The 24,738-nt window shown below is 33.2% G+C and carries 23 protein-coding genes; 15 read left to right on the top strand and 8 right to left on the bottom strand.

What is annotated here, in order from left to right; translation table 11 throughout:
* The first annotated feature begins 19 nt into the window (after nucleotides 1-19).
* From DM397_RS23060 to DM397_RS23040, 5 genes are all read left to right on the top strand, one after another.
* Entirely contained in the window at nucleotides 20-541 is a 522-nt protein-coding gene (locus DM397_RS23060; protein WP_111380093.1) for an RNA polymerase sigma factor, read from the top strand.
* Nucleotides 542-587: 46 nt separating this feature from the next.
* Nucleotides 588-797, top strand: coding sequence for a hypothetical protein (locus tag DM397_RS23055; protein WP_111380092.1), 210 nt, complete (start codon nucleotides 588-590; stop codon nucleotides 795-797).
* A gap of 12 nt (nucleotides 798-809) precedes the next feature.
* Nucleotides 810-1,652 carry a FecR family protein gene (locus DM397_RS23050; protein ID WP_111380090.1) on the top strand — a complete coding sequence of 281 codons (843 nt, stop codon included), beginning with the start codon at nucleotides 810-812 and terminating at the stop codon, nucleotides 1,650-1,652.
* 99 nt (nucleotides 1,653-1,751) lie between these two features.
* A complete protein-coding gene (locus DM397_RS23045) occupies nucleotides 1,752-4,370 on the top strand; it encodes a TonB-dependent receptor (protein WP_111380089.1) in 2,619 nt (872 codons plus the stop codon).
* A gap of 4 nt (nucleotides 4,371-4,374) precedes the next feature.
* The gene (locus DM397_RS23040; protein ID WP_167511661.1) at nucleotides 4,375-5,217 is read left to right on the top strand and encodes a DUF4249 domain-containing protein; all 843 of its coding nucleotides are present in this window, start codon (nucleotides 4,375-4,377) and stop codon (nucleotides 5,215-5,217) included.
* A 128-nt stretch (nucleotides 5,218-5,345) separates the two neighbouring features.
* Here the strand turns inward: DM397_RS23040 and DM397_RS23035 are convergent, their stop codons facing one another.
* From DM397_RS23035 to DM397_RS23025, 3 genes are all read right to left on the bottom strand, one after another.
* A complete protein-coding gene (locus DM397_RS23035; protein ID WP_111380086.1) occupies nucleotides 5,346-5,867 on the bottom strand; it encodes a GNAT family N-acetyltransferase in 522 nt (173 codons plus the stop codon).
* A gap of 11 nt (nucleotides 5,868-5,878) precedes the next feature.
* Nucleotides 5,879-6,508, bottom strand: a complete 630-nt coding sequence (locus tag DM397_RS23030; protein ID WP_111380084.1) for an MgtC/SapB family protein — start codon at nucleotides 6,506-6,508, stop codon at nucleotides 5,879-5,881.
* Nucleotides 6,509-6,596: 88 nt separating this feature from the next.
* Nucleotides 6,597-8,399: a glycoside hydrolase family 2 protein gene (locus DM397_RS23025; protein ID WP_111380307.1), complete on the bottom strand. Its 1,803-nt coding sequence runs from the start codon at nucleotides 8,397-8,399 to the stop codon at nucleotides 6,597-6,599.
* A gap of 351 nt (nucleotides 8,400-8,750) precedes the next feature.
* On the opposite strand from DM397_RS23025, the gene DM397_RS23020 reads away from it, so the two are divergent.
* Nucleotides 8,751-9,578 (top strand): SIR2 family NAD-dependent protein deacylase, encoded by an 828-nt coding sequence (locus DM397_RS23020; RefSeq protein ID WP_111380083.1) that lies wholly within the window; start codon nucleotides 8,751-8,753, stop codon nucleotides 9,576-9,578.
* 91 nt (nucleotides 9,579-9,669) lie between these two features.
* Nucleotides 9,670-10,146 (top strand): hypothetical protein, encoded by a 477-nt coding sequence (locus DM397_RS23015; RefSeq protein WP_111380081.1) that lies wholly within the window; start codon nucleotides 9,670-9,672, stop codon nucleotides 10,144-10,146.
* A gap of 178 nt (nucleotides 10,147-10,324) precedes the next feature.
* Here DM397_RS23015 and DM397_RS23010 read toward each other — a convergent pair whose 3' ends face one another.
* Nucleotides 10,325-10,930, bottom strand: a complete 606-nt coding sequence (locus DM397_RS23010) for a 5'-methylthioadenosine/S-adenosylhomocysteine nucleosidase family protein (RefSeq protein WP_111380080.1) — start codon at nucleotides 10,928-10,930, stop codon at nucleotides 10,325-10,327.
* A gap of 171 nt (nucleotides 10,931-11,101) precedes the next feature.
* Here DM397_RS23010 and DM397_RS23005 point away from each other — a divergent pair, with 171 nt between their 5' ends.
* The 4 genes from DM397_RS23005 to DM397_RS22990 all read left to right on the top strand — a co-directional run bounded on the left by DM397_RS23005 (nucleotide 11,102) and on the right by DM397_RS22990 (nucleotide 13,461).
* Nucleotides 11,102-11,665 (top strand): DUF6642 family protein, encoded by a 564-nt coding sequence (locus DM397_RS23005; protein WP_111380078.1) that lies wholly within the window; start codon nucleotides 11,102-11,104, stop codon nucleotides 11,663-11,665.
* 2 nt (nucleotides 11,666-11,667) lie between these two features.
* Nucleotides 11,668-12,588, top strand: a complete 921-nt coding sequence (locus DM397_RS23000) for a helix-turn-helix domain-containing protein (RefSeq protein WP_239457906.1) — start codon at nucleotides 11,668-11,670, stop codon at nucleotides 12,586-12,588.
* Between the two features lie 70 nt (nucleotides 12,589-12,658).
* Nucleotides 12,659-12,859: a hypothetical protein gene (locus DM397_RS22995; protein ID WP_111380303.1), complete on the top strand. Its 201-nt coding sequence runs from the start codon at nucleotides 12,659-12,661 to the stop codon at nucleotides 12,857-12,859.
* Nucleotides 12,860-12,888: 29 nt separating this feature from the next.
* A complete protein-coding gene (locus DM397_RS22990) occupies nucleotides 12,889-13,461 on the top strand; it encodes a pentapeptide repeat-containing protein (protein WP_111380076.1) in 573 nt (190 codons plus the stop codon).
* A 110-nt stretch (nucleotides 13,462-13,571) separates the two neighbouring features.
* Here the strand turns inward: DM397_RS22990 and DM397_RS22985 are convergent, their stop codons facing one another.
* The 4 genes from DM397_RS22985 to DM397_RS22970 form a co-directional block, all read right to left on the bottom strand.
* The gene (locus DM397_RS22985; protein ID WP_111380074.1) at nucleotides 13,572-15,149 is read right to left on the bottom strand and encodes a DUF5123 domain-containing protein; all 1,578 of its coding nucleotides are present in this window, start codon (nucleotides 15,147-15,149) and stop codon (nucleotides 13,572-13,574) included.
* A gap of 26 nt (nucleotides 15,150-15,175) precedes the next feature.
* Nucleotides 15,176-16,990: a RagB/SusD family nutrient uptake outer membrane protein gene (locus DM397_RS22980; RefSeq protein WP_111380072.1), complete on the bottom strand. Its 1,815-nt coding sequence runs from the start codon at nucleotides 16,988-16,990 to the stop codon at nucleotides 15,176-15,178.
* Between the two features lie 18 nt (nucleotides 16,991-17,008).
* A complete protein-coding gene (locus DM397_RS22975) occupies nucleotides 17,009-20,254 on the bottom strand; it encodes a SusC/RagA family TonB-linked outer membrane protein (RefSeq protein ID WP_111380071.1) in 3,246 nt (1,081 codons plus the stop codon).
* A 627-nt stretch (nucleotides 20,255-20,881) separates the two neighbouring features.
* Nucleotides 20,882-22,048 carry an MFS transporter gene (locus DM397_RS22970; RefSeq protein WP_111380069.1) on the bottom strand — a complete coding sequence of 389 codons (1,167 nt, stop codon included), beginning with the start codon at nucleotides 22,046-22,048 and terminating at the stop codon, nucleotides 20,882-20,884.
* A gap of 102 nt (nucleotides 22,049-22,150) precedes the next feature.
* Between DM397_RS22970 and DM397_RS22965 the strand changes: the two genes are divergently transcribed.
* The 4 genes from DM397_RS22965 (at nucleotide 22,151) to DM397_RS22950 (ending at nucleotide 24,601) form a co-directional block, all read left to right on the top strand.
* Nucleotides 22,151-22,984 (top strand): AraC family transcriptional regulator, encoded by an 834-nt coding sequence (locus DM397_RS22965; protein ID WP_111380067.1) that lies wholly within the window; start codon nucleotides 22,151-22,153, stop codon nucleotides 22,982-22,984.
* Between the two features lie 70 nt (nucleotides 22,985-23,054).
* The gene (locus DM397_RS22960; protein ID WP_239457905.1) at nucleotides 23,055-23,411 is read left to right on the top strand and encodes a hypothetical protein; all 357 of its coding nucleotides are present in this window, start codon (nucleotides 23,055-23,057) and stop codon (nucleotides 23,409-23,411) included.
* Between the two features lie 99 nt (nucleotides 23,412-23,510).
* Complete coding sequence (locus DM397_RS22955; RefSeq protein WP_111380064.1) at nucleotides 23,511-24,038, top strand: DUF3347 domain-containing protein; 528 nt, start codon at nucleotides 23,511-23,513, stop codon at nucleotides 24,036-24,038.
* Nucleotides 24,039-24,040: 2 nt separating this feature from the next.
* Nucleotides 24,041-24,601: an AraC family transcriptional regulator gene (locus tag DM397_RS22950; RefSeq protein ID WP_111380062.1), complete on the top strand. Its 561-nt coding sequence runs from the start codon at nucleotides 24,041-24,043 to the stop codon at nucleotides 24,599-24,601.
* Nucleotides 24,602-24,738: the final 137 nt, after the last annotated feature.

Raw genomic sequence — 24,738 nt, 5'->3', positions numbered from 1 at the left:
TAGTCACGATATTTTCGTTATGGACAATAAAAAATTTATTTTAAGTTTAAAAAAAGGTAATGAAGCAGCTTTCAAAGAAGTTTACTTCAGCTATTACGACAAACTTATAAATATTGCCAAACGATTTAATTCTTCTGTATTTACTCCCGAAGATTTTGTTCAGGAAACTTTCATAAGACTATACAATAAAAGAGAACTGCTTAACGAAGAGGTGCTGTTTGACAAACAGATATTTGTTATCTGTAAGAACCTTATTCTCAATCATGTTAACAGAGAAAATAAAATAATTCAGCTTGATCCTTCTCAAGTTGAAATGATAGATGGGGAAACTGACTCAGGAATTTTTGAAGAGAGACAAGAAAAACTTCAAAATTTTATTAATCAGCTTCCAGAACAGCAGCAAAAAATATTCACTTTACACAAACTGGAAAACCTTAGCTATAAGGAGATTGCAGAAATAACGGATCTTTCTGAAAAGACCATTGCCAATCATATTTATCTCGCCAGTAAATTTATTCGAAAAAAAATCGAAAACCATTAGGAACTTTTTAGTTCTCGTTTGTTATACTAAAAAACAAGAACTAAAAATGCATATCGAAGCGTATAAAACTAATGTAAAAACAAAGAAAGATGCGAGCTTGCTTGTGGCTTATCTTCAGTTTGTCATTTCGGACTGTATCATAAACTTTGATCGTCAAGGACGCGAAAACATCCTCAAAATCGAAACTAACCGAGACATTAAAGAAATGGTTTACGGTGTTTTTAATAAACAAGGATTTCATTGTCAAATCATTTAATATCTAGAAAAGATGGATCAGGAAAAATTTGACGAGGAATTTAAAAAATTATGGGAAGAGTCTCCCCTTTCTCATTCTAACAGCGAAAAAGAAGCTTCTTGGGAACAATTTCATGCCAAAACATTTTCTGAAAAGAAAAGAAAATTTAGGCCTTGGCGTATTTATGCTGCAGCTTCGGTGTTACTTTTTGCACTTATTGGAACTGGAATTTATTTCAATAACGAATCTACAAATGAAAATGCTGTTGTTGCCGAGACCACAATTGAAAACCTAACAGCGAAAATAAAATATGTCGTTTTACCAGACAGCTCAAAAGTAGAATTGAGTCCAAATTCTAAAATTTCTTACGGGGCTAATTTTGCTTTAAACAGAAAAATTGAAATCGATGGCGAAGCTTATTTTAAAGTTAAAAAAGACAAGCAGCATCCTTTTCAGGTTTTTTGCGACGAAACCACTACTACCGTTTTAGGAACTTCTTTTATAGTTAAAGAAACTAAAAACGAACAAGTGACCGTTGAGCTTTTTGAAGGAAGCGTTCAAATGAATGTAAAAGGCCAAAGCCAAAAATGGATTTTGAAACCGGGAGAAAAATTTACATACGGAAACCAAACTGCTTCAGTGTCAGAATTTAGCCGTTTTATAGATTTTGATAATGAAAATCTTTCTGCTGTAAGTCATTACATCGAAGAGAATTATGGCTATAAAGTGGTTCTTCCGAAAGAAAACCAAAATCAGAAAATCACTATTCGAATCAATCGAAAAGAAGATTTAAAAACGATTCTACAATTACTATCAGAAATGTATAACCTAAACTTTGAAATAAATGAAGATTTAAAACAGATCACTTTTCAATGAAGACAAAAAAGGATGTAAGCCGCGAAACTCCACATCCTCCTTAATGTTCAGGATAACATTAAGTTATCCATTTAATAATATTCAAAAATACAAAATTTCATGAAGCATATAATTTCAGCGTGCTTTTTTTTATTCAGTTTATGTATGTCTGCCCAGAGCGTCACAGTAACTGTAGATCAAAATGTAACTTTAAAAGAATTCTTCAAACAGATTGAAAGTCAAACCGATTTTAAATTTGCTTTTACAGATCAGATAGATACCAATAAAAAGTATTTTACGCAAAAAAACACGTATAAGAATATCGAAATGAGCAAGCTTATTACGGAATTAAACCAAACTTCGATTGTACAATTTTCGATAGTTGGCAACAATATTTTTGTAAAACAGAAAGCTCAAACTCAAAAGCCGACCAAAAAAAAAAGTAAGCTGACCGGTCATGTTTATGACGACGAAAGACAGCCTGTTATTGGTGCCAATATTTATATTAAAGAACTGGAAACAGGTGTTGTAACAGATGCTAACGGAAAATACAGCATTGATGTTCCAAACGGAAGTTATACAGTACAGGTGAGTTATGTTGGATTTAAAAATGAAGAAAAACGTGTTTCTGTTTCAGATGATACAAAAGTAAACTTCAACGTAGATGCTGACAGCCAGCAATTGGGAGAAGTTATTGTCATGAACAATAAAGCGGTTGATATTAAAACCACTCAAATGAGTGTTAACAAACTTACGATGCAGGAAATAAAAAGAATTCCTGTTGCAATGGGAGAGCCTGATCCGTTAAAGTCAATTTTGACTTTGCCAGGAGTTACCAATGCAGGTGAAGCTTCTTCGGGTTTTAATGTTCGTGGAGGTGCTGCCGATCAGAATTTGATTCTTTTGGATGGTGCGCCTGTTTATGCAGATTCACACATGTTTGGGTTCTTTTCTATTTTCAATGCCGATATTGTTAACGGTTTAGATTTATATAAAGGAGGAATTCCGTCAAAATTTGGAGGACGTGTTTCTTCTGTTCTCGATGTGACCCAGCAAACAGGAGATTTTGAAGAATATAAAGTGAATGGAGGAATCGGAATTATCTCAAGCCGATTATTGGTTCAAGGCCCTTTACAAAAAGAAAAAGGTTCGTTCATCCTTTCTGGACGAGCTTCGTACGCCCATTTGTTCATGAAACTGGCAGACAATAATAACTCTGCCATGTTTTATGATTTGAATGCTAAATTAAATTATCGTTTTAATGCTAAAAACACATTGTCTTTTTCTGGTTATTTCGGAAATGACATATTTGATATTAACGACCGTTTTGCCAGCACTTACGGGAGCACAATGGGTATTTTGAGCTGGAAACATAAGTTTTCTGATCGTGTAAACAGCAATTTATCAACTTTCTATAGCGATTACAGATTTAATCTAGAAATTCCGATTGAAAGTTTTAAATGGGACAGCAATATTGCAAGTTATGGATTGAAATACAATTGGAATTTCCAACAATCTGAGAAATTCAAAATCAATTATGGTATTGATGGTTTATACTACAATTTCAATCCTGGAGTTGTAAAACCGACTTCTCCAGATTCTCAGTTTAATTATATGCAACTGGATAAAAAATATGCTTTAGAGGCTTCTGCTTTTGTTGATTTTGAAAATCAGATTACAGAGAAACTGAATTTCCGTTACGGACTTCGCTACAGCATGTTTTATCGTTTAGGAGACGAAACCATCAGCACTTACGAAAACGGTCAGGCGGTAGTATATAATCCATTGTACAAAATTTATGAAGAAGGTACGCCAAACGGAAGCATTTCGTACGGAAAAGGAAAAACCATCAGCAAGTTCAATAATTTTGAACCTCGTGCTGCCTTGTCTTATGCCTTTAATGATGAAACTTCTATAAAAGCAAGTTATAACAGAATGGCGCAGTACATTCATATTTTATCAAACACACAGTCTCCATTGCCAATGAGCATCTGGACACCAAGCGGTCCTTTTACAAAACCTCAACTTTTGGATCAGTATGCGATGGGGTATTTTAGAAATTTCAAAGACGGAGATTATTCTTTAGAAACCGAATTATTTTATAAAAATGTTCAAAATCGTATTGATTATATTGACGGCGCTGATATTTTGGCTAACAACAATATTGAGCAGGTTATTCTAAACGGAAAAGCCCGATCGTATGGAATGGAGCTGTTATTCAGAAAAAATACTGGTGTTTTCACAGGATGGATTTCGTACACTTTATCTCGTGCTGAACAAAAAACTCCGGGAAGAACTCCCGAAGAACCAGGAATTGCAAATGGCGACTGGTATTTGTCTGGTTACGACAAATTGCATAATTTGAGTATTGTTGGAAGTTACGAACTGAATCCGAAATGGTCTTTTAATGGAAATTTCACTTTACAGTCAGGTCAGCCGGTAACGTACGCAAATGGATATTATGAAATGGGAGGCATTCATATTCCGAATTATTCTTTGCGAAATGAAAACAGATTACCGCTTTTCCATCACTTAGATGTTGCGGCAACTTACACGCCAAAACCAGACAAAAAGAAAGGATGGCAAAGCTATTGGGTATTTAGCCTTTACAATATTTACAACAGAAAAAATGCGGCTTCGATGAGTTTTACAACCAATGAAGATACGGGAGCAAATGAAACCAGAAGACTTTCTATTTTTGGAATCGTACCAGGGGTTTCTTATAATTTTAAATTTTAATGCTATGAATAAATTGAAAAAATATACGATAATGAATAAAGCGCTGGCATTAATAAGTCTTCTTTTTGTTTTTTCTTTTGCTTCTTGCGAAGATGTGGTCAATTTGGATCTGGAAACTGGCGAAACCAAATTGGTTATTGATGCCGAAATTATCTGGAAAAAAGGAACTGACGGAAAAGAACAAACTATAAAAATCAGTAAAACGGCTCCTTATTATAGCGGTTCTACGCCAAAAGTTTCGGGAGCTCAAGTAAGAGTGGAAAACAGCAACGGAGATGTTTTTGCGTTTAACGAAACCGAAGCTGGAGTTTACAAATGCACTAATTTTGTTCCTGTTCTCAATGCCGATTATAAATTATTTGTTACTGCCGAAGGACAAAGTTTCACAGCAGTTGAAAAACTGACTTCTGTAACGCCAATAAATAAAATAGAGCAAAATATTGTTCCTGATTTTAATGGAAAAGATATTATTGAACTGACTTTTTATTACAACGACCCAGCAGATCAGATCAATTATTATGTAACCGATTATCAAGCTTCATTTTTGATTTATCCAGAATATGAAATCACGAATGATGAATTCTTTAACGGAAACGAAATTAGTACGAGATATTCTCATGAAGACAAAATGAAATCTGGAAATACGGTTACAATTACGCACAGAGGGGTTTCTAAAAACTTCTTCAATTACTGGAAATTAATTTTGGAAGCTTCAAGTTCAAATCCGTTTCTTGTTCCTCCAGGAAATATTAGAGGAAATATTATAAATACTTCTGATGCTAATAATTTTGCATTTGGATATTTCAGACTTTGCGAAGCAGATCAAGTTGATTATTTAGTGAAATAATTTTTTATATGTCGCTCCTCTGGAGCTTTTTGATGCTTGCATCTGTATTTGCTATAAATATTTTGCTCCGCTGGAGCAGTTTCACAAAACAAAAGGGCCGACTATTTTAAGTCGGCCCTTTTGTTTTTCTAGTCTTCTTTATTTATTTGATACACAAAATTCAATTTTGGCTTTTCTCCAAAATAAGCCACTTCTTCTTCGGCTACTTTTTGGGCTCCTACTCTTGAAATCGCAATTTGCGATCTAATATTTTCTGAACCAATATGAAACTTGACCTTCGAAACATATTGAAAAAGATAATCCAACATCGTCTTTTTTACACTTTGGTTCACACCTTTTCCCCAGCACGAAACAGCATAAAAAGTATAGCCGATGAAAATACTATCGTCTTCTTGATTGAAATCGTAAAATCTTGTACTTCCGATAAACTCTCCTGTTTCTTTACTTATAATTTTAAAAGCGCCTTTACTTTTCATGGCTCCTTCAAAGAAATTTTCAAAGACTTCTTTTTTCCATCGGTCTTTGTTTGGGTGCTGTTCCCAAATTTTAGGATCGGAAGCTACTTTGTACAAAGCCTCAAAATCTTTTTCTTCTAAAGGAGACAAAATGCAAAGATCATTTTCTAAAACGGGCTGTAAAATAAAATTCATATTTTTTATTGTTATAATACTAATTCCTCAAAAAAAGGGTCTTGCAAAAGTGCTGTATACAAAGATTCAATAGATTTTTTTGGACCATGTATTTGCCATTCTAAAACTATATGATCCAGATTACGACGCTGTGTAATCAGTTTTGATTTTACGCCATAGACTGAAAAAAGCTCATTGCATCTTGCGTATCCGCTATCAGAACGTTTAAAAGTTATTTGAAGGGTTTTATGTGCGTTGATGAGGTCTATTTTATTCTGAAGAAAAGTAAGCACCGTAAGAATGGAAAGAATCATCAAGGCCGCACAAGCCGATGCAAAATAATAACCCGCTCCTACTCCCATACTAACTGCTGCAACAGACCATATTGTTGCAGCCGTCGTAATGCCGCTAACATGATTATCTGATCTAAAAATCACTCCTGCGCAAAGAAAACCTAAACCCGTTACAATATTAGAAGCTATTCGGTCTGGATTTCCTGCTCCGCCAATCCATTCGGACATAAACGTAAAGAAACAAGCTCCGACAGAAATCATTATCGTTGTGCGAAGACCAGCTGCTTTTCCGCTATATTCTCTTTCGGCACCAATTAAAGCTCCCCAAAATGCTGCTAAAAGCAATCTTATGACAATTTCTACTTCCATTAAAGTGTTCTTTTTTTAAATAAAATTAAGGAAAAAACACAAAAAAAACTCCAAAATCAAAATGACTTTGAAGGTTTTCTACTTTGTCTTACTTATATTCTTCTTCTTTTTGTTTGTACCAATCTTTCATTACATAAAAAGCTTTCTTTTTAATTCCGTTGCTTGAAATTAATCCTTTACGGTTAAAGAAATCCTGAATGTTTGGCAATTGTCTTCTTGGCGATCTAAAGTCAACTAGAATCCAAGGAGAAACTCCTGCTAATCCTTCAATGCGATTGAACATTTGTGTGTTTTGAATGTATAATTCTTCCTGATATTCTTCGTTCCAGCGTTCTTTTTTATCTCCGTGACGGCCTTGTAAAGCTTCACCTCCGAATTCGCTAATGATAACAGGTTTGTTGTACGGTATTACCCATTGCATGTCTTTGCAAGATTCATTGGTTCCTCTGTACCAGCCCAAATATTGGTTGAAACTTACAATATCTACATATTCATTCATATTATCATGAAGCGTATTGATGTTATTTGAACTCGAAGTAACTTCCATCGCCATGCTAATCAAACGAGAATTATCTTGTGTGCGTGCATATTTTGCCAGTTTGCTCAAGAAAGCATCTCGGTCATCGCCGTGAGGCGTTTCATTGGCAATTGACCAAATTACGATTCCGCAACGATTTTTGTCTCTGTAAATCATATCGTGGAGCTGACGTTCGGCATTAGCATACGTATCTGGATTTGTCCACGAAATAGTCCAATAAACCGGAACTTCAGACCAAATCATCAATCCCATTTTTTCGGCTTGTTTTACCATATTTTCATTGTGTGGATAATGCGCCAGACGTACATAATTGCAACCCATTTCTTTTGCCCAAGTCAATAACGTAATGGCATCTTCCTGAGACCAAGCTCTTCCAGATCTGAAAGGCGCTTCTTCATGAATACTGATTCCGCGTAAAAAGACTTTTTTTCCGTTTAAAAGAATCTCTTTGCCTTTCGTTTCAATAGTTCTAAAACCAATTTGATCCGCAATATTTTCATCTGCTTTAGAAATGGTTACATCATATAATTTTGGTTTTTCAGGTGTCCATAAAACGGGATTGGCTTTAATTTCAAAATAGGCAATTCCTTTTGCATCAGTCGTAACGCTCTTTTTGATTTTCAATTCTGGAATTGAAACCGAAACTGTTTGATTTGCCAATTCGCTATTTAATTTTATCCAACCCGAAATTTTTCCTTTTTCTTTTTTATCCAATTGAACCAGATAATCTTCTATATACGTATTCGGAACTTGAGCCAGAGTTACATCTCTTGTGATTCCACCGTAATTCCACCAATCCATATTTACCGTTGGAACATTGTCTTTATGGCGTTTGTTATCGACTTTTACTACAACAAAATTATTTCCATCAACTAATAAATGGGTTACATCAAAATTGAAAGGTGTGTAACCGCCAATATGAGTTCCTGCCAGTTTTCCGTTTACGTAGACTTTTGCATCGTAATTAACCGCTCCGAAATGAAGAATTCCTTTGGTTTTTGGATCTTTTTTATAATTAAAGTCTTTCTCAAACCAAACCGTTCCTTCATAAAAAAACAATCTTTGATCTTTTGAATTCCAATCAGACGGAATATCCATTACGGCTGAAGTTGCAAAATTATATTCGCTCAGTTCTGTCGTGTTCCATTTTTTATTTTCAAAAAATCCGTTGTCTTTAAAAGGCTCTAAACGGTAATTAAAATATCCGTTTTCCAGCGGATCTACGATATAACTCCATTTTCCGTTTAATGTAATATTGTTTCGTGAAGAAATATTGGACACCAACGGAATTTCCTGCGCTACTGTTTTTCCCATTAACAGAAAAGCACAGCACAGCATTATTATTTTTTTCATAGTTAAAATCATTTTGGTTTCGAAAGGTCTTTAGTTAGTAAAATATGAAGATTATAAAGTTAAAAAGTTTCTCAAATTCCCTAGTAAACAAACATTCCAGATTACTGAAAAATAACCCATCAAATACTTATCAATTTTACGACATGAGGCGTATTTACTTTGTTTGTCTCAAAACGATGTATTATCAATAAGAATTTATATGTCGCTCCGCTGGAGCTTTTTGAATCTGAGAATTTAAATTATGCTATAAATATTTTGCTCTGCTGGAGCACTTCATAAAAACTCAGAACTTTTAGATATTAATTTTAGTGTATATTTAATCTTTAAAAAAATTATCTTTTTTCATTAAACATGGAACAATTAGAAAACATAATAAAACACGTTTCAACTAAAAATAAAAGAAACCTTTTTACCTTTTTAACGGGTGCTGGAATTTCTTCTGAAAGTGGAATTCCGACCTATAGAGGTGTTGATGGTATTTGGATTAAGGGAACTAAATTTCATAAACCTGAAGAGTTTGGAACTTTTAGATACTTCAAAGAAAATCCAGAAGAAGTTTGGCAATATTCATTGTTTAGAAAAAAAATGTTTGAAAATGCAAAACCAAACGCAAGCCATTACGAATTGGTCGAAATTGAAAATATTTTAAAAGACAAATTTCATCTAATTACTCAAAACATAGACAACCTACACCGATTAAGCGGAACAGAAAGGATTTTCGAAATTCATGGAAATAACAGACAAATAAAGTGTTCAAACGGTTGCAGAGAAATCATAAATCTACCCGAAGAAATAAAAGGAAAAGACATTGATGAAGATTTAACTGAAAAAGAAATTGAGCTTTTAAAATGCAAAAGTTGCGGAAGTTGGATGAGACCAAATATTTTATGGTTTGACGAATATTATGATGAACAAACCAATAAAAAATTCAGTTCCTTAAAAATTGCTAAAAACTCTGGAATACTTTTTATTCTAGGAACTTCTGGAGCAACAAACTTGCCTGTTGCAATTGCAGAAACCACTTTAAAATATGGCGGAACTATTGTTGATATCAATATAGAAGACAATCAGTTTACAGCTTTGATTAAAGACAAAAAGAATAAAATCATTATTCGCAAAACATCTACTGAAGCTTTAAAACTGATTAAAGAAATGATTAAAAATATGTATACTAGCTAGTATTGATAGAAGCTTAAAGGAATATCAAATTATGATAAAAAATTCAAACCAAAGTAAAGATTCAAATAGAATTGATAGTTAAAACTCCAATATGAGAACAATTACAATACTAACATTCATTTTTTTCACAAACAATATATTTTCACAAAATTACTTTGACTACAAAAAAGAGAGAAATCTTTTTAATTTAAATCTTATAAGTAAAAATCAGAAGATATTGTCTTATAAAAAAATAAATGATTCTGAAAAATTGCAAGGTAGATACTTAGGAGAAGTAAAGACTAATCAAGGAACATATTATGTTGTTATTTCATCATTTATTTTTAATTTAAAAAATAGTCCAACTTCTGAAAATCATATTTTTATATATACTGATAAAAAGCAATATTTTGGATATTATTATTTAAGCCATATTAATGAATTACCCACTACATTAAAGAAATGTAAACTATATTTCGACAACAAAAATTGCAAGGAAAAAAATATCATTAGTCTTGACAATGGTTTTCCTAAAGCAATAAATTTAAAATGTAATGGAGAAAATAATTATTATGAGCTTAAAAAGTAAATCTAAAAACATATTTATCTGAAACTATCTTAATTCAAAACTAAATCTAATTTTAAGCCATTCTAAAAAGGGTTCTTTATAAAAAACCGTACAAGTTAGAGACATTTTGCATAGCGCATCAGTGAAGACTAAAAAAAGTAGAAAACAGATTTATAAACAAGCTAATAAGCCATTTCAACTAAGAAATGGCTTCTGATTCTTTGATCAATCCTAAAATTTTACCGTAAGCAATCGCTGCTTTATGAACCTGAACTGTCCAATCTTCGGCAGCATTATCATCGGCTCCGTCAGAAATATATTTTAAGCTTAAAAACGGAATATTTTCTTTCATGGCAATCATGGCTAGAGCGTAAGCTTCCATATCAACGACATTATAAGCGTCTGAACAATGTCCCATTTCGAAGTTATCGCCTGTTCCGCAGATTCCTTCTTGAAGATTATCCATTAACAAACCATATTCTAAAACTGGTGGTAAACCAGAAAGTGGTGTTTCGTACAATGTAAAACCTAAACCTCGAACATCCATATCTCTTTGAACAAATTTGGTACAGCAAATCACATCGCCTTTCTGAAAATAGCTGCTTCCCGCCGAACCCAGATTAATAATTACAGACGGTTTTTTCTTTTGAATTGCTTTTGTCAATTCGTAAGCTGCATTTACTTTTCCTATTCCAGTAAATAAGACATTGTGGCCTTTAAAAACTTCCGCCGCTTCAGATTCTAGAGCAAAGCAGAATAATATATCTTCAACATCAAAAGATGCCGTTTGGTTAATTTGTATCATGTGTAACTAATTTTCGGTTTACAAAAATACGTTTAAAAATTTACGTTGCTCTAACCTAAATTTAAAAACAAAAAAAGACGTTAAAGTCTGTTTTATCTATTGGATTTTATGATTTAAAAAATACATTTGCTAAAACCAGTAAAAAAATTTAAAACCAGAAAGAATAACTGCATGGATAATGAAAAATTTATTTTCTGCCTTGAAGGCGTTAAAGATATAGACGATCATACCCCAACACATGTGGTAAAATGTCTCGAAGAATTGGCTATTGACCAAGGCATTTCGAGCATTCATAAAACTTGCGACACGATTGAAGGTTTAGAAGAAAGTCTGAATATTTTACTTTACGAAGATCATAATTTTAAAGATTATGAGATTATTTATCTAGCAATGCCTGGTCAGGAAAACAACATCTGTCTTCACGATTATTATTACAGCATTGAAGAAATTGCCGAATTGTTTGAAGGAAAAATGAAAGGCAAAATTATTCATTTTGCCAATCTTAAAGTTTTAGACTTAAACGAAGAAGAAGCACAATATTTCTTAGACATTACTGGCGCTAGAGCTATTTCTGGCTATGGTTCGACTTATAATAAAATTGCCAGCTGCAGTACAATTGACAAAGCGTTTTTTAGTCTGTATCAGGAAAATGATAATTTAATTGAAGTCGTTGAAGATCTTTATGCCAAACATTACAATCTCTGCAAACTGCTTGATTTTAGATTATATTATTGAAAATGAAAAAGAAGCAGGCAGAAAAAATAAAGACCTATGGACCAAAAGGATTTCGAGAGAAGTTTTTAGGAGAAGACAATCCTATTCATTTGCTTTTCAAATCGAATTCGGATCATTTTTTCTGTCTTGAAATTGAAGAGATTATGCAGATGCAGCATCCTGTTCCGCCTTCTAAACATTCTTGCCATACTCTAATTTTTATTTCTTCTGGTCAGCATGTTATGAAATTAGGCTATCAGGAATATGTCACAACAGACAACGAAATGATAATGGTTCCAGCTGGTCAGATTTTTTCGCTTGATAATGTCAACAACATTCATAAAGGCTATATCTGCCAGTTTCATCCCGATATTCTGATTAGAAAATACGGTAGCCGTGAATTGCTGAATGATTTTGATTTTTTAAAAATTTCTGGAAATCCAAAAATCAAACTAGCTGCTGAAGATATAGCTCCAATTACAAACATTTTAGAAAGATTGAAAAAGGAATATTCTGAAACGACAATTACAGATCTGAATATCGTTCAATCATACCTAATTACTTTGTTTTATGAAATGAATAAAAATGCTGTGAAAACCGTTAAAAATATTTCGGCCGCAGAAGTATTAACAGCAAAATTCAAAGAACTGATTCACGATCATATAAAAACCCAGCATCAGGTCAATTACTATTCTTCTTTATTAAATGTTACTCCAAACCACTTGAATAAATGTGTAAAGAATGTTACAGGAAAATCTGCCGTAAAATGGATTGACGAAAACATATTGCTTGAAGCAAAATACTTACTCTTTCAAACCACTCTTTCTGTAGGTGAAGTAGCAACGCAAGTAGGCTTTGAAGACCAATCTTACTTTAGCCGTTTCTTTAAAAAAACAGAAGGAATTTCTCCTATTCGATACCGAAAATTGATTGATAAGTCCTAATCATTGATTAAAGAATCCTAACAAATATGTAGACGTTTTTCAGAAATTTGCTTCCTCAAAAATGCAAATTATGATTTATGTTTTTAAAACCTCAGTTGACAGCGAAGCCAAATTTGAATCGGCTTCTGTACTCCTAAATGAATTATTGCCTAATTCGCTATGGAATTTTGATCTCGAAGATTGTGACAATATCTTGAGAGTTGACAGTGAATTGAATGTTACAGCATTGCTTCAAAACAATCCTGTTTTTGATTGTATCGAATTAGAATAAAACTTTACCCGCCCTTTTTAAAAATTTATATGGAATCAAAATTATACCAAAACAGAACTTTTGAAACGATTGATTACTCGGATCAAAGTTTGGCCAATACCGAATTTGTAAACTGCGAATTCATTAACTGCAACTTTTCTAAAAGCGATTTAAGCCATAATGATTTCATGGATTCTACTTTTAAAAACTGCAATCTTTCGTTGGCTGTTTTAAAAAATACAGGATTGAAAAATATCAAGTTCGTTGGCTGTAAATTGATGGGACTTGACTTTAGTGCCTGCAACAGCTTTTTATTTTCCATGAATTTCGAAGATTCCGTTCTGGACTATTCAACCTTTATTTACAAAAAATTGAAGAAAACCAATTTTACAGACTGCTCTTTAAAAGAAACAGATTTCTCCAACACCGATTTATCTTTAGCCATTTTTAAAAACTGTGATCTTTCTGGTGCCACTTTCGTGGAAAGCATTTTAGAAAAAACCGATTTTAGAAGTTCAAGAAATTATGCATTTGATCCATCAGAAAATAAAATTAAAGGAACAAAGGTTTCTCATACGGCGCTTGCGGGTTTATTAGAAAAATTTGATTTATTTATAGAATGATTTTTTAGTTTTCATTACAATTTCAGTTACCCCCATAACTGAAAACTAAAAAAGCGGGATTACAAAATAAATTGCATCCCGCTTTTTCTATTTAATCAACCACGATTTTTTTATTTTAACCAACGAGGATCTCCAATATTATTGTCAATCATTGTTTGGTTTTGAACTTTAAAGTTCCCTGTTGCAGCATCAACAAATTGTGGGTTTGCTGTTACTCCAGTTGCATCAACTTTGTTTAAAGGAATAGTAGCATCCATAAAACTTTCAGCTGTGTAGTAATAATTTTTACTAAATGCAGGAGTTTCTGTAGCTGCATGATTTGTATAAATAGCCGATGTTGACACAATCAAAGTATTCATTACTGTTGAACTGTTATCTAAAAATCTCACGTATAAAATTCTTTTTGGCGCAGTTAGGTTTGAAACATTGTAAAGTGTACAATTTTGAATTAAAATTGTAGTCTTTAAACCAGTACCAGAAAAACCTCCATTAGCAGGAACAACACCGTCTACTCTAACAAAATCACGACTTGTAGAACATGAATCAAATGTGCTGTTTTTAAGTATTATACTTGCCACATGTGAATTTCTAAAATCGATAAAATCAGCTCCGGCATTTGTATTTACTGACTTAACAATACTATTATCAACCGTAAATGAAGCTACTTTTGAATTTGACGCATTCGCAGCAATTAATGCACGAGTATAATCATGGATTGCACATCTTGTTATTAAAATATCTCCATAATTAGAAGAAGCTCCTGATACAGTTACAACTGCAGCATTATTTAATCCTGTTCCTTTTAATTCTAAATCCATCAACGAAAGATTAACAAGACCCGAATTTATGGTAAATTTCACATTCAATATTGGTCTATTCTCTGGTCTTACACCTCTAATAATAAGTGTTTTATTTAAAATCACCTCTCCTGTTGTCTGAAAATTACCAGGCATAAGCAATAGTCGTGATCCCGCTGATGCTTGAGCTATTTTAGCATTTAAGTCATCTCCCGGATTTACTATAATACCATTCGTAAGATCAACACCACTTGTGAATTGAAGTGTTCCTCTAGTTTTAGTTCCATTCTTTAATGTGACATCATAGTTTGTTTCAGGAGTTAAACCAGTAACAACTGCCACTCCAGCCACTTTCTCTTCTGCTGTTATGGTATGATTCAGATTACCCGGTTGAAGCAAAATATGAGTTACGTTACTATTTGGTGTCCATCTTAAAGTAACAGATGTAGCTTGAATCTCTTCATCCTTAATTGGAAAGAAAATTTGCTCAGATAATGTTGTTGCAGTCGTAATAGACCATTTAGAATCTTCAAGACCAGCTGCACTTACCGATTTTACTCTGATCGAATAAGTAGTTTCTCCTTCTAAAGCTACTTGTACTGGTAGTTGACTAGGTGTAACATTTATTGTTTTAAAAATAGTCTTGAACTCTGGATCATCTGCGCTAAATTCTACCACATAATGATCTGGATTTTCATCTGCTTTCACCCCCCAGTCTAATTCAACTGTAGTTGAATTTCTAATTTTGGCTGTGAGCCCGATAGGAGAAAATTCTCTTGTATTTCCTATACCGTCTAACAACTCTTCATTATAACTTTCGCAACTTGAAACAGCAAATGCAAGCCATAATATGGTTATTAGTCCTCTAAATATATTTTTTGTGTTCATCATAATAACTTATTAATTTATTAAAGATTTTAATAACCAAAATCATTTTTTAACTGACCATTGCTTCCATCAAGAAACACTTGCCATATTGGCCAGAATTGTCTGTTATCAGGATTCATTCCCACTTTATACAATGAAGCTATCTTTGCATCAGCAGCAGTTCCTGTCCATGTCCATGCAAAAGCTGTATATGTAGCTCCTGGGTTTGTAGTTTCTCCTCTATTTAATCCATAAATATCTAAGCTTACATTATCAGATTTATATTTATAATATAAAGTTGACGGTACATTAGCATAATCACCCGTACGAGCAGATAAGTCTGCCATTTTTTGTTTAGCCTTGTCTAAGTTTGCTTTAAGCAAATTCCAACGGATAAGTGCTTGTTTACGTTCCATTTCTCCTGTAAACTCATATTTATTTTCTTCGACAAGAGCATTAAACATTGCTTCTTTACTCGTTAAATTATTTACATAGTTCTCCACTTTCACTGCTTGATCAGCTGAAGAGAATGATCTTCTTCTAATTTCCTTTAAATAAGGCATTGCAGCACTAGGACCTTCTAATTCATTTGCTGTTTCAGCCGCAATAAGAAGCACTTCAGCATAGCGCATGTACATTTTATTAACACCATCGTCATTATCAGAAGTAACTCTACGCGTCATCCATTCGTAACGATATTTACCAAAACACCAGGTATCTAATCCTGCTAACTCTTGCTTAGCAATAGGATAAGGAGTTCCAGCTACAGCAGTACCCCATTTGTAAGGCACACAGGTAACATCTCTACGCAAATCTGTCTGATCATAATCGTAGAAAACAAACGGTAAAGGACCTGCCACCCCGCCACGGTTTGCACCATTTTGCTGGAACTGATCACTTGGTGAAGTATGTTTTACTGCAAACGTAAACAACATACGTCCACGACCATCAGCAAAAGGAAGTTCCCAAAGAGATTCGCCTCCTGCATTCGTAATTTCTTGATTATATTTTCTCCATAATCCTTCAAAAGTAGATTCTAAATGAGCAGAGCCACTTTGAATTACTTCACGAGATTCTTTTAATGCCAATGCATACATATTAGCAACTGAAAGTTCTGGATCATTGCTTCTTCTTACTCCGTCAGGATATTGCTGATAGCCACTTGCTACTAGAGCTAAACGTGCTCTAAATGCCTTTACAAAAGCTTTATTTACATGTTCTACAGTACTTGTATAAGAAGTTTCATTAGGCCACGCAACCAATGTTGATGCCTCACCTAAGTCTGCCAGTAATTGTTTGTAAATAACATCTCTACTTGTTTTAGGCAAATATAAAGTTGCAGTGGTAATAGGCTCAAAACGAGCAGGAACATCTCCCCATGCTTTTAGCAAATCGGCATAGTATATTGCTCTTAGCGTTAAAGCTTCTCCTAATAACTGCCCCATTTCTGTACCTGGTTTAGGATTTCCATATTGACGCATTCCTGTAATACAAACATTAGCACGCTCGATACCTGAAAACATCATTGAATAAGCATTGTTCGTTGTATTCATCTCTGTATTACTTGGCTTCGCATCGTAAACACACAAATCTGCTTTATCTCCTGCAGTTTGTGAGGTATTGTACCATTCTGTATCTGTATTTAATCCATAGTATGGTAAAAATCTCCCTCTATAAGAGTTTGTCTCAGCAAATGGCACTTTTATTCCATCAACTGCTCCTTTAGCAAGGTCAGGTTCAGAAAAAATCAATGATGGATCTAATGTTGATGGTGCATCTGTATCTAAATAATCGTCTTCAAATTGCTGGCAAGAACTAAATAAAGCCGAAATAATCAATCCTGCTATTATTATTTTATGTTTCATTTTGTGTAGTCTTTTAAATTAGAAATTAAGGTTCATTCCAAAAATCATTTGTCTGCTTCTTGGATAAGGACTTGAATCAACCCCTGGTGTAAGCGGGTTTTTTCTTCTTGTTGAAACTTCAGGATCAGAACCTGAATAGTTAGTCCAAACAAAAACATTGCTTGCTGTCAAATAGAATCTTAATTTAGAAATTCCAAGTTTAGATGTAAACATTTCAGGAGTTGTATATCCTAATGTTAAAGTATTTAATCTTAAAAATGATGCGTCTTCAACTGCCCAATCAGTAAATATAGCAGTTCTCATATATGGAGACCACATAGTTGTATTAGCATTAAGAGCGGCTAAAGCTTCAGGATTACCTGTTACTAATTGACCTGTTGCTGGGTCCAGATTAGTCCATCTTTTTCCATCAGCCATCGTAGAATTTAAGTTCTTATATTCCCCCGAAGCAGTAGCTGTAGAAAATTCAATTTTATCTGCATTATATATTTCATTGCCAATACTCCAGTTAAAAGCTGCCATTAAATCAAATCCATAAGCGTTTCCGTTGATAATAAAACCTCCTGAGCTTTTAGGATTAACATTTCCAATAATTGTTTTATCGTTTATATCTACTTTACCATCACCATTAACATCTTTTAATTTCATGTCTCCAGGTTTAAGCGAACTTCCGTCTCCTACTAAAGTTGTAGCAGTAGAAATTACGCCGCTTTTCAAAACATATTTCCCTCCAACATAGTCAAAATCAGAAACTTCGTATCTTCCATCATTTTTATAGCCATACATAGCTCCCAAAGAAGAACCAACTTCTATTAGGTAATCATCTCCAATTTGTGAAGAAGCCCAACCAGTCGCTTGTCCAAAATTATTCATAACACCCAATGAGTTAATACGATTTTTGTTTACTGACATATTGAATGAAAAATTCAAACCATATTTAGCTTTTTCAATGGCTACAACATTTAAAGTAGCTTCGAAACCTGTATTTTGTGTTTCTCCCATATTACGATATTGATAATCATATCCAGATCCTGGAACTGGGAAATTAATTAACAAATCACTTGTAACATTTTTATAGACATCAAAATTACCACTTAAACGGTTTTTGAAAAATGCGAAATCTAAACCAAGATTCTGAGTTACTGTAGTTTCCCATTTCAAGTCTGGATTAGGCATTGTTTTTGAAGGAGCCCAAACACTAGTAACGCCATTAATCCAAGTTGTTGGTGTCGATTGAAAAATTTGAATTTGCTGTCCAACAGGAATATTGTTATTTCCTGCTTCACCATAACTTGCTCTAACCTTTAAAAGGCTTAACCAGCTTTGATTTTTCAGCCAGCTTTCTTCTGAGATTTTCCATCCTGCAGCAAATGCGGGAAAATAGCCCCATCGATTTTGTTCTTGAAATTTACTAGATCCGTCAGCACGAAAAGTAGCTGAGAAAATGTAACGATTTTTGTAATCATAATTAGCGCGTCCGAAGAACGACAATAATTTATCATCTGGATTATAGTAATTATCTACCGCTTGTGGTGTTCCTTGACTTGTAAGTGTTTTTGCTTTCTCGAAATCAAAAAACGTTGGATATCCATGAATCGTAGTAGTCAAAGTATTTGAGCTAGTTGAAATACTTTCTTCTCCTATAAGAGCAGTCAAATGATGATCTTCTCCCATTATTTTTTTGAAATCGTAATTCAGCGTATTAGCATTTCTAAAACGTCTATCCTTACTGTCTGACATAATCATTGCAGGCATATCCTGCAATTCAGCTTTTGGTGCGTTAGCTACGTAATATGTTGTCAATCCGTAAAAACGATAATCTTGGTTATAAAAATTATCAAGACCTAAATCTACATTCAATTTTAAATTATCTACAATTTCCCATCCAAAACTTCCTAACATATTAAAGTTCTTACGGAACTGTTGGCGATCATTATCTGAAACAGATTTAAAAGGATTTATTAATACATTAGATCCATCTCCAGTTACATCTTCTGAAGTCAAACCTGCTACTGGAAGTGGTGCATATCCTACAATAGTACGCATACGAGAATCTGATGAAGACTTTTCATTTTGCTCATTTACACCACCACCGTCAACCTCAGTATCTGAATAGCGCATCGTAAAACCAACATCTATCTTATCACTTAATTTACTTTTTAATGCTAATGCTAAGTTATTTCTTTTATAGTTTGAACCTATCATGATTGCCTTCTCATCATAATGAGCATAATTAAAATTGTAGTTCAGCTTGTCTGTTCCACCTCTAATTCCTAAATCACGGCTTTGAACCTCACCAGTACGTCCAAAAATCTGTTTTTGCCAATCATCTCCCTTTAGTCCTTGGTACATGTCATGATCTTCCCAATTTCCAAAATACTTAGTGTATGAATCTGGGTTAGAAGGCACTTTTGTTCCTGTTTGAGAAAGTAAAGCATATTCGTATTGCCATTTCGTATAATCTTCAGGTGACAAAACATCAATTTGATTAGCCATAGTTTTCATACCATAGAACATATTGAAATTTACTGCCATTTTTCCGTCTTTACCCTTTTTTGTTGTAATAAGAATTACCCCATTTGCACCACGTGATCCATAGATTGCAGTTGAAGCAGCGTCTTTTAAAACAGTCATCGTATCAATATCAGATGAAGAAATATCATTCATACTATTGACCGGAAATCCATCCACAATAATTAGCGGTGAAGCATCTTGAGTAAGTGAACCACCGCCACGAACTCTAATTCGAATATCAGCATCTGGCGAACCTTCAGACGCAGTAACTTGAACCCCTGCAATACGACCTGTTAAAGCTTCAGCAACATTTGCTACTGGCACTTTTTTCAAATCTGCTCCTGAGATAGTAGAAACTGCACCAGTCAAATCAGATTTTTTAGAAGTTCCATATCCAATTACAACGACTTCATTTAAGTTATTAGCATCTTCAACCAATGTTGCATTTACTTTAGTTTTTCCTTCTGCAGAAATACTAAGACTTTGAAACCCAATAAAAGAAAAGGTTAATACGGCTTTCGGATTGGTTAGTTTTATTTTGTAATGCCCGTCAAAATCGGTAGAAGTTCCGTTCTTAGTTCCTTTTTCTAAGACGTTTACCCCAGGAAGAGAAAGTCCCGCGGCATCCTTCACGGTTCCCTCTATCGTTGTGCCCTGAGCGTGTACTTGACTACCGATCAATAAGCACAGTAAGAAAACAAGTTTAAAGCAAAAATTTGCTCCTTTGTTTAATAGTTCTTTAAAGTTCATGGTTGATTGTTTAAGTTATTAAAAGTTTTTTCTTTTTGGTTTAAGTGGTTTTTTGTGGTTACTTTCAATTCATTTTATAGTTAATATTTGTGGTTTTTATTTAACAGTAATTTATTTACCTCCTCTACAAAGCTTTATTCTTGCTCTGTTTTCCATCTTATAACTTAATCGATTTCGAAGGTTAAAAATAAAGTTGTAATCGATTACACAAACATAGATATTTTTTTAAAACGAAAAATAAAAATTCATAAAAAATTCATAAAAAAAATTACATATTGAAAATTTTACTGCTTTTTTATATCACATATATAATTTATAACAGTATAAAATATTAATAATATTATTATTAATCGTTCATTTGATTTTATTTTTATAAAAAAAACAATCGATTACATGAATATTACTTACAAAAATATTAGGTGTTATTTTTACACTTAAAAAGTTAAAATCAAGCCAAAAAAAATGAAAAATTTTTATTCATGTTTTAAAAATTGCCATGATTTTACCTATAAATAAGATTAATGAGATCGAAGAAAAGGTAATTTTGACTATAAGATTGCATTCTTATAAGCACAAAAAAGCCCTTAAACAAAAGTTAAGGGCTTAAAAAAATTAAATTCTAAGTGTTTAAATACGCTGCAACTGCAATTGCTTTTGATGTAACCTCATCAATACGAATGTGATGACCATTCCGATAACCGACATCACAACTCCGATAAGATTAGGAGAAGAATAGCTGAATCCCGCTGCTAAAGGCAATCCGCCAAGAAAAGCGCCTAAAGCATTTCCAATATTAAAACTTCCTTGAAGAGAAGCCGAAGCGATCATCTCTGCTCCTTTTGCGGTACGAATCATCAGCATCTGAATTGGCGCAATTACTGAGAACGAAATAGCACCCGTTAAGAAAGTCAGAAATAAAGATATGTATTGATTGAATGAGAAGAAATAAACCAAAACCAAATCGGTAGACATAACAAGCAAAAGTGCTAATGTTGTTGGAGCTGGTGAAAAACGATCTGCCAATTTACCTCCCACAAAGTTCCCTACTACCATTCCTAATCCTGCTAGAATTAGGATAGATGAAACATCTTCTGGCGAAAACTTCGATACATTAATTAAAAGAGGCGCAATGTAACTGATCCAAGCAAATAGACCTCCAAAACCAATTGCTGTAATTCCGATAATTAACCAAGCCTCTGTTTTCTTAAAAAACTGAAGCTGTGTTTTCATGTTTACACTTTCTCCTTTTTCAAGATTTGGCATCCATAAATAAATAGCCAGAAAGGTTAATAAGCCTACAATAGCAATTAATACAAAAGTATATCGCCAAATAAAATGATGGCCAATATAGGTTCCAATTGGCACGCCTATTAAATTCGCAATTGTTAAACCTGCAAACATTATAGAGATTGCCTGTGCCTCTTTTCCTTTATCTGCCAAACGGCTTGCGACTACCGCTCCCACTCCAAAGAATGCTCCGTGCGGCAATCCAGATAAAAATCGAGAAGCAAATAAAATATTATAATTAGGAGCTATAATTGACAACGCATTGAAAACTGCCAACATTAAAGCTAGAATTAAAAGCATCTTTTTAGGTGCATAATTTCTTCCTGCGATTACTAACAAAGGCGCTCCAATAACAACTCCAAGTGCATAAGACGAAATTAAATATCCAGCAACCGGAATTGACACTTTCATATCTGAAGCAATATCTGGGAGTAATCCCATCATTACAAATTCTGTAATACCAATAGTTAACCCTCCTAAAGAGAGTGCAATAAGACTTTTTTTCATTTTGATTATTGTAGAAAGGAATAGATTTCTACGAGGCAAAATTAACACCGTTAACCTTAAAAAAAGTTGTAAATTTGCGATATAAAATTGTACATTTATGTTATGCCGAAATTAAATCAGTTTAAAACGCTTGTTTTGGATGAATTTGAAGAAGAGAAATTTCATCTTCCTCCACATACGCATACGTATTACGAAATCATTTATATAAAGAAAGGAAGTGGCATACATCACTTAAATAATAATCTACTGCCGTATAAAGCAGGAGATCTATTTGTTATTTCTCCAGATGATGAACATTATTTTGATATAAAGAAAAGTACCCGATTCATTTTTATCAAATTCACTGATAATTATTTCAACTCAAAACAGAATCTTACTTGCGATGAATTTTTAGTAAATACTCCAGAAAGTTTCATGCGCGATAAAATCTTAAAAGAAACTGTTTTGAAGTTTGACGAACCTTGCAAAACGATTCTAAAAAACACAGTTGAAAATATTGTAACGTATGGACATTATATAGACGTTACCTCATCTCCTATCGTTTTCTATCAAATTCTTTCCCTTTTTGGTTTAATTAAAGAAACAATCCGAGGGATGAATTTACAGATGAAATCGACTCATTTGGATAGTGAACAAATTGCTAATTACATTCATCAGAATATTTATCAGCCAAAATTGGTTCAGATAAAGGTAATTGCAGAACATTTTAATATTGCTCAAACTTATTTTAGTGCCTATTTTAAAAGAACTTTCAGCATTAGTTATCGCGAATACATTCATAATTTACGATTGACTTTAATCGAAAAAAGATTTCATAACAATCAATTGCCGATTAAACAAATCGCGTACGAATTTGGTTTTACAGACGAAAGCCATTTGACCAATTATTTCAAGAAACGTAAAAACATGAAACCCACCGATTTCAAAAAACTCTAGTTATCGAAATCTTAAAAAATAATTTTCTCAAGCATTTTTAACTAAATTTGCATTTCTAAAAACAATTTCTTTGAGCAAGAAAATCCACATAATAATGCTTTTTATGACACTTAGTTTCTTTTTGAATCCGAGTTATACTTACGCATGCCATAATGGAAACTCAAAAGAAATTGTCGTTAAAGAAGAAAACAGCTGTTCTCAAAAATGCTGTGAAAAGAAAACTTCAAAACAAGAAAAACATAATTGCGAAGGAAAGTGCCGTCACTCAGGCTGTAATACCTCAACATTAAACCTTCTTTTGATTTCAAATGATTTTGATTTACAAAACGATGTTTTCAATTTTTCCCTAAAAAATACAATTTCCTCTTATAGTAATTCTACTATTTCTTCAGGATTTACTTCTATCTGGCTGAAGCCGAAAATATAATTGTTTGCATTTGTGATAGCCCATATTGGGTCTTTTTAAAATCAAATTTTTTAATTAATTTTAAAGGAATTAAAAATCCTTTACCAAATATTATATACAATGAAAAAATCAATTATAGCTTTAGCAATGGCAGTAACAGTATTATTTACTGCAAATACGATTCAGGCAAAAACGAATAATTCTGGCTTAACAGAAATTGAAATGGCAGATTCTCAATTACAATCTGTTTATGATGCTTATTTTTCTGTAAAAGATGCACTTATTAAAAGTGATAGCAAACTAACTTCGGCGAAAGCTGCAACTTTATTGACTGCTATTACTGCCGTAAAAATGGACAAACTAAAAAGCAACGAACATACCGTTTGGATGAAAGTAGTTAAAAAATTAACTGCTGATGCCAAAAGTATTTCAGCAACAACAGATCTTAAAAAACAGCGTGAGACTTTTAAGTCTTTATCTAAAAGCACTTACGATTTAATAAAAGTTTCAACCCCAAGTGAACCAATCTACAAACAATATTGCCCAATGGCAGATGCAGATTGGTTAAGCAAAGAAAAAGCAGTTAAGAATCCGTACTACGGTTCTTCTATGCTAACTTGCGGTAACGTGGTAGAAACGATCAAATAAATATGAAGCTCTACATCAAAAATATGGTGTGCAGCCGATGCAAAATGGTAGTGAAGTCTGAGTTTGAAAAACTCGGACTTCAAACTACTTCTGTAGAATTAGGAGAAGTCGAATTGACCGAAGAAATCAATGATGATCAAAAAGAAATTTTGCTAAAAAATCTGCAGGCTTTAGGTTTTGATTTAATCGATGATAAAAAAACAAAAACGGTTGAAAGAATAAAAAACCTGATAGTCGATCTGGTTCATCATAAAAACAATGATCTTAAAATCAACTTGTCTGAGTACTTAGCTGAAAACTTAAATCAGGATTACAATTCGCTGAGCAATTTATTTTCTGAAATTGAAAACACTACGATCGAAAAGTATTTCATCAGTCAGAAAATTGAAAAAGTAAAAGAGTTATTGATTTATAATGAGCTTTCTTTAAGTGAAATTGCCGATATTCTCAACTACAGCAATGTAGCGCATTTAAGCAATCAATTTAAAAAAATCACAGGCTTTACCCCTACTTCATTCAAACAATCAAAAGATAAAATGCGTATTCAGATCGAGAATTTGTAGTTTTTTATTTAACCGCAAAGTTCGCAAAGGTTTACGCAAGGTTCGCAAAGTTATTTTTAAGATAAAGCTTTGCGAACTTCGCGTTTTATATAAATCCACCATATCAAAAATCCTTGCGTGCTTTGCGGTTAAAAAAA

This window comes from Flavobacterium nitrogenifigens (assembly GCF_003254565.1).
Lineage (GTDB): Bacteria > Bacteroidota > Bacteroidia > Flavobacteriales > Flavobacteriaceae > Flavobacterium > Flavobacterium nitrogenifigens.
Note: the sequence above shows the minus strand (reverse complement) of the source record. Positions and strands in the feature narration are given on the sequence as shown.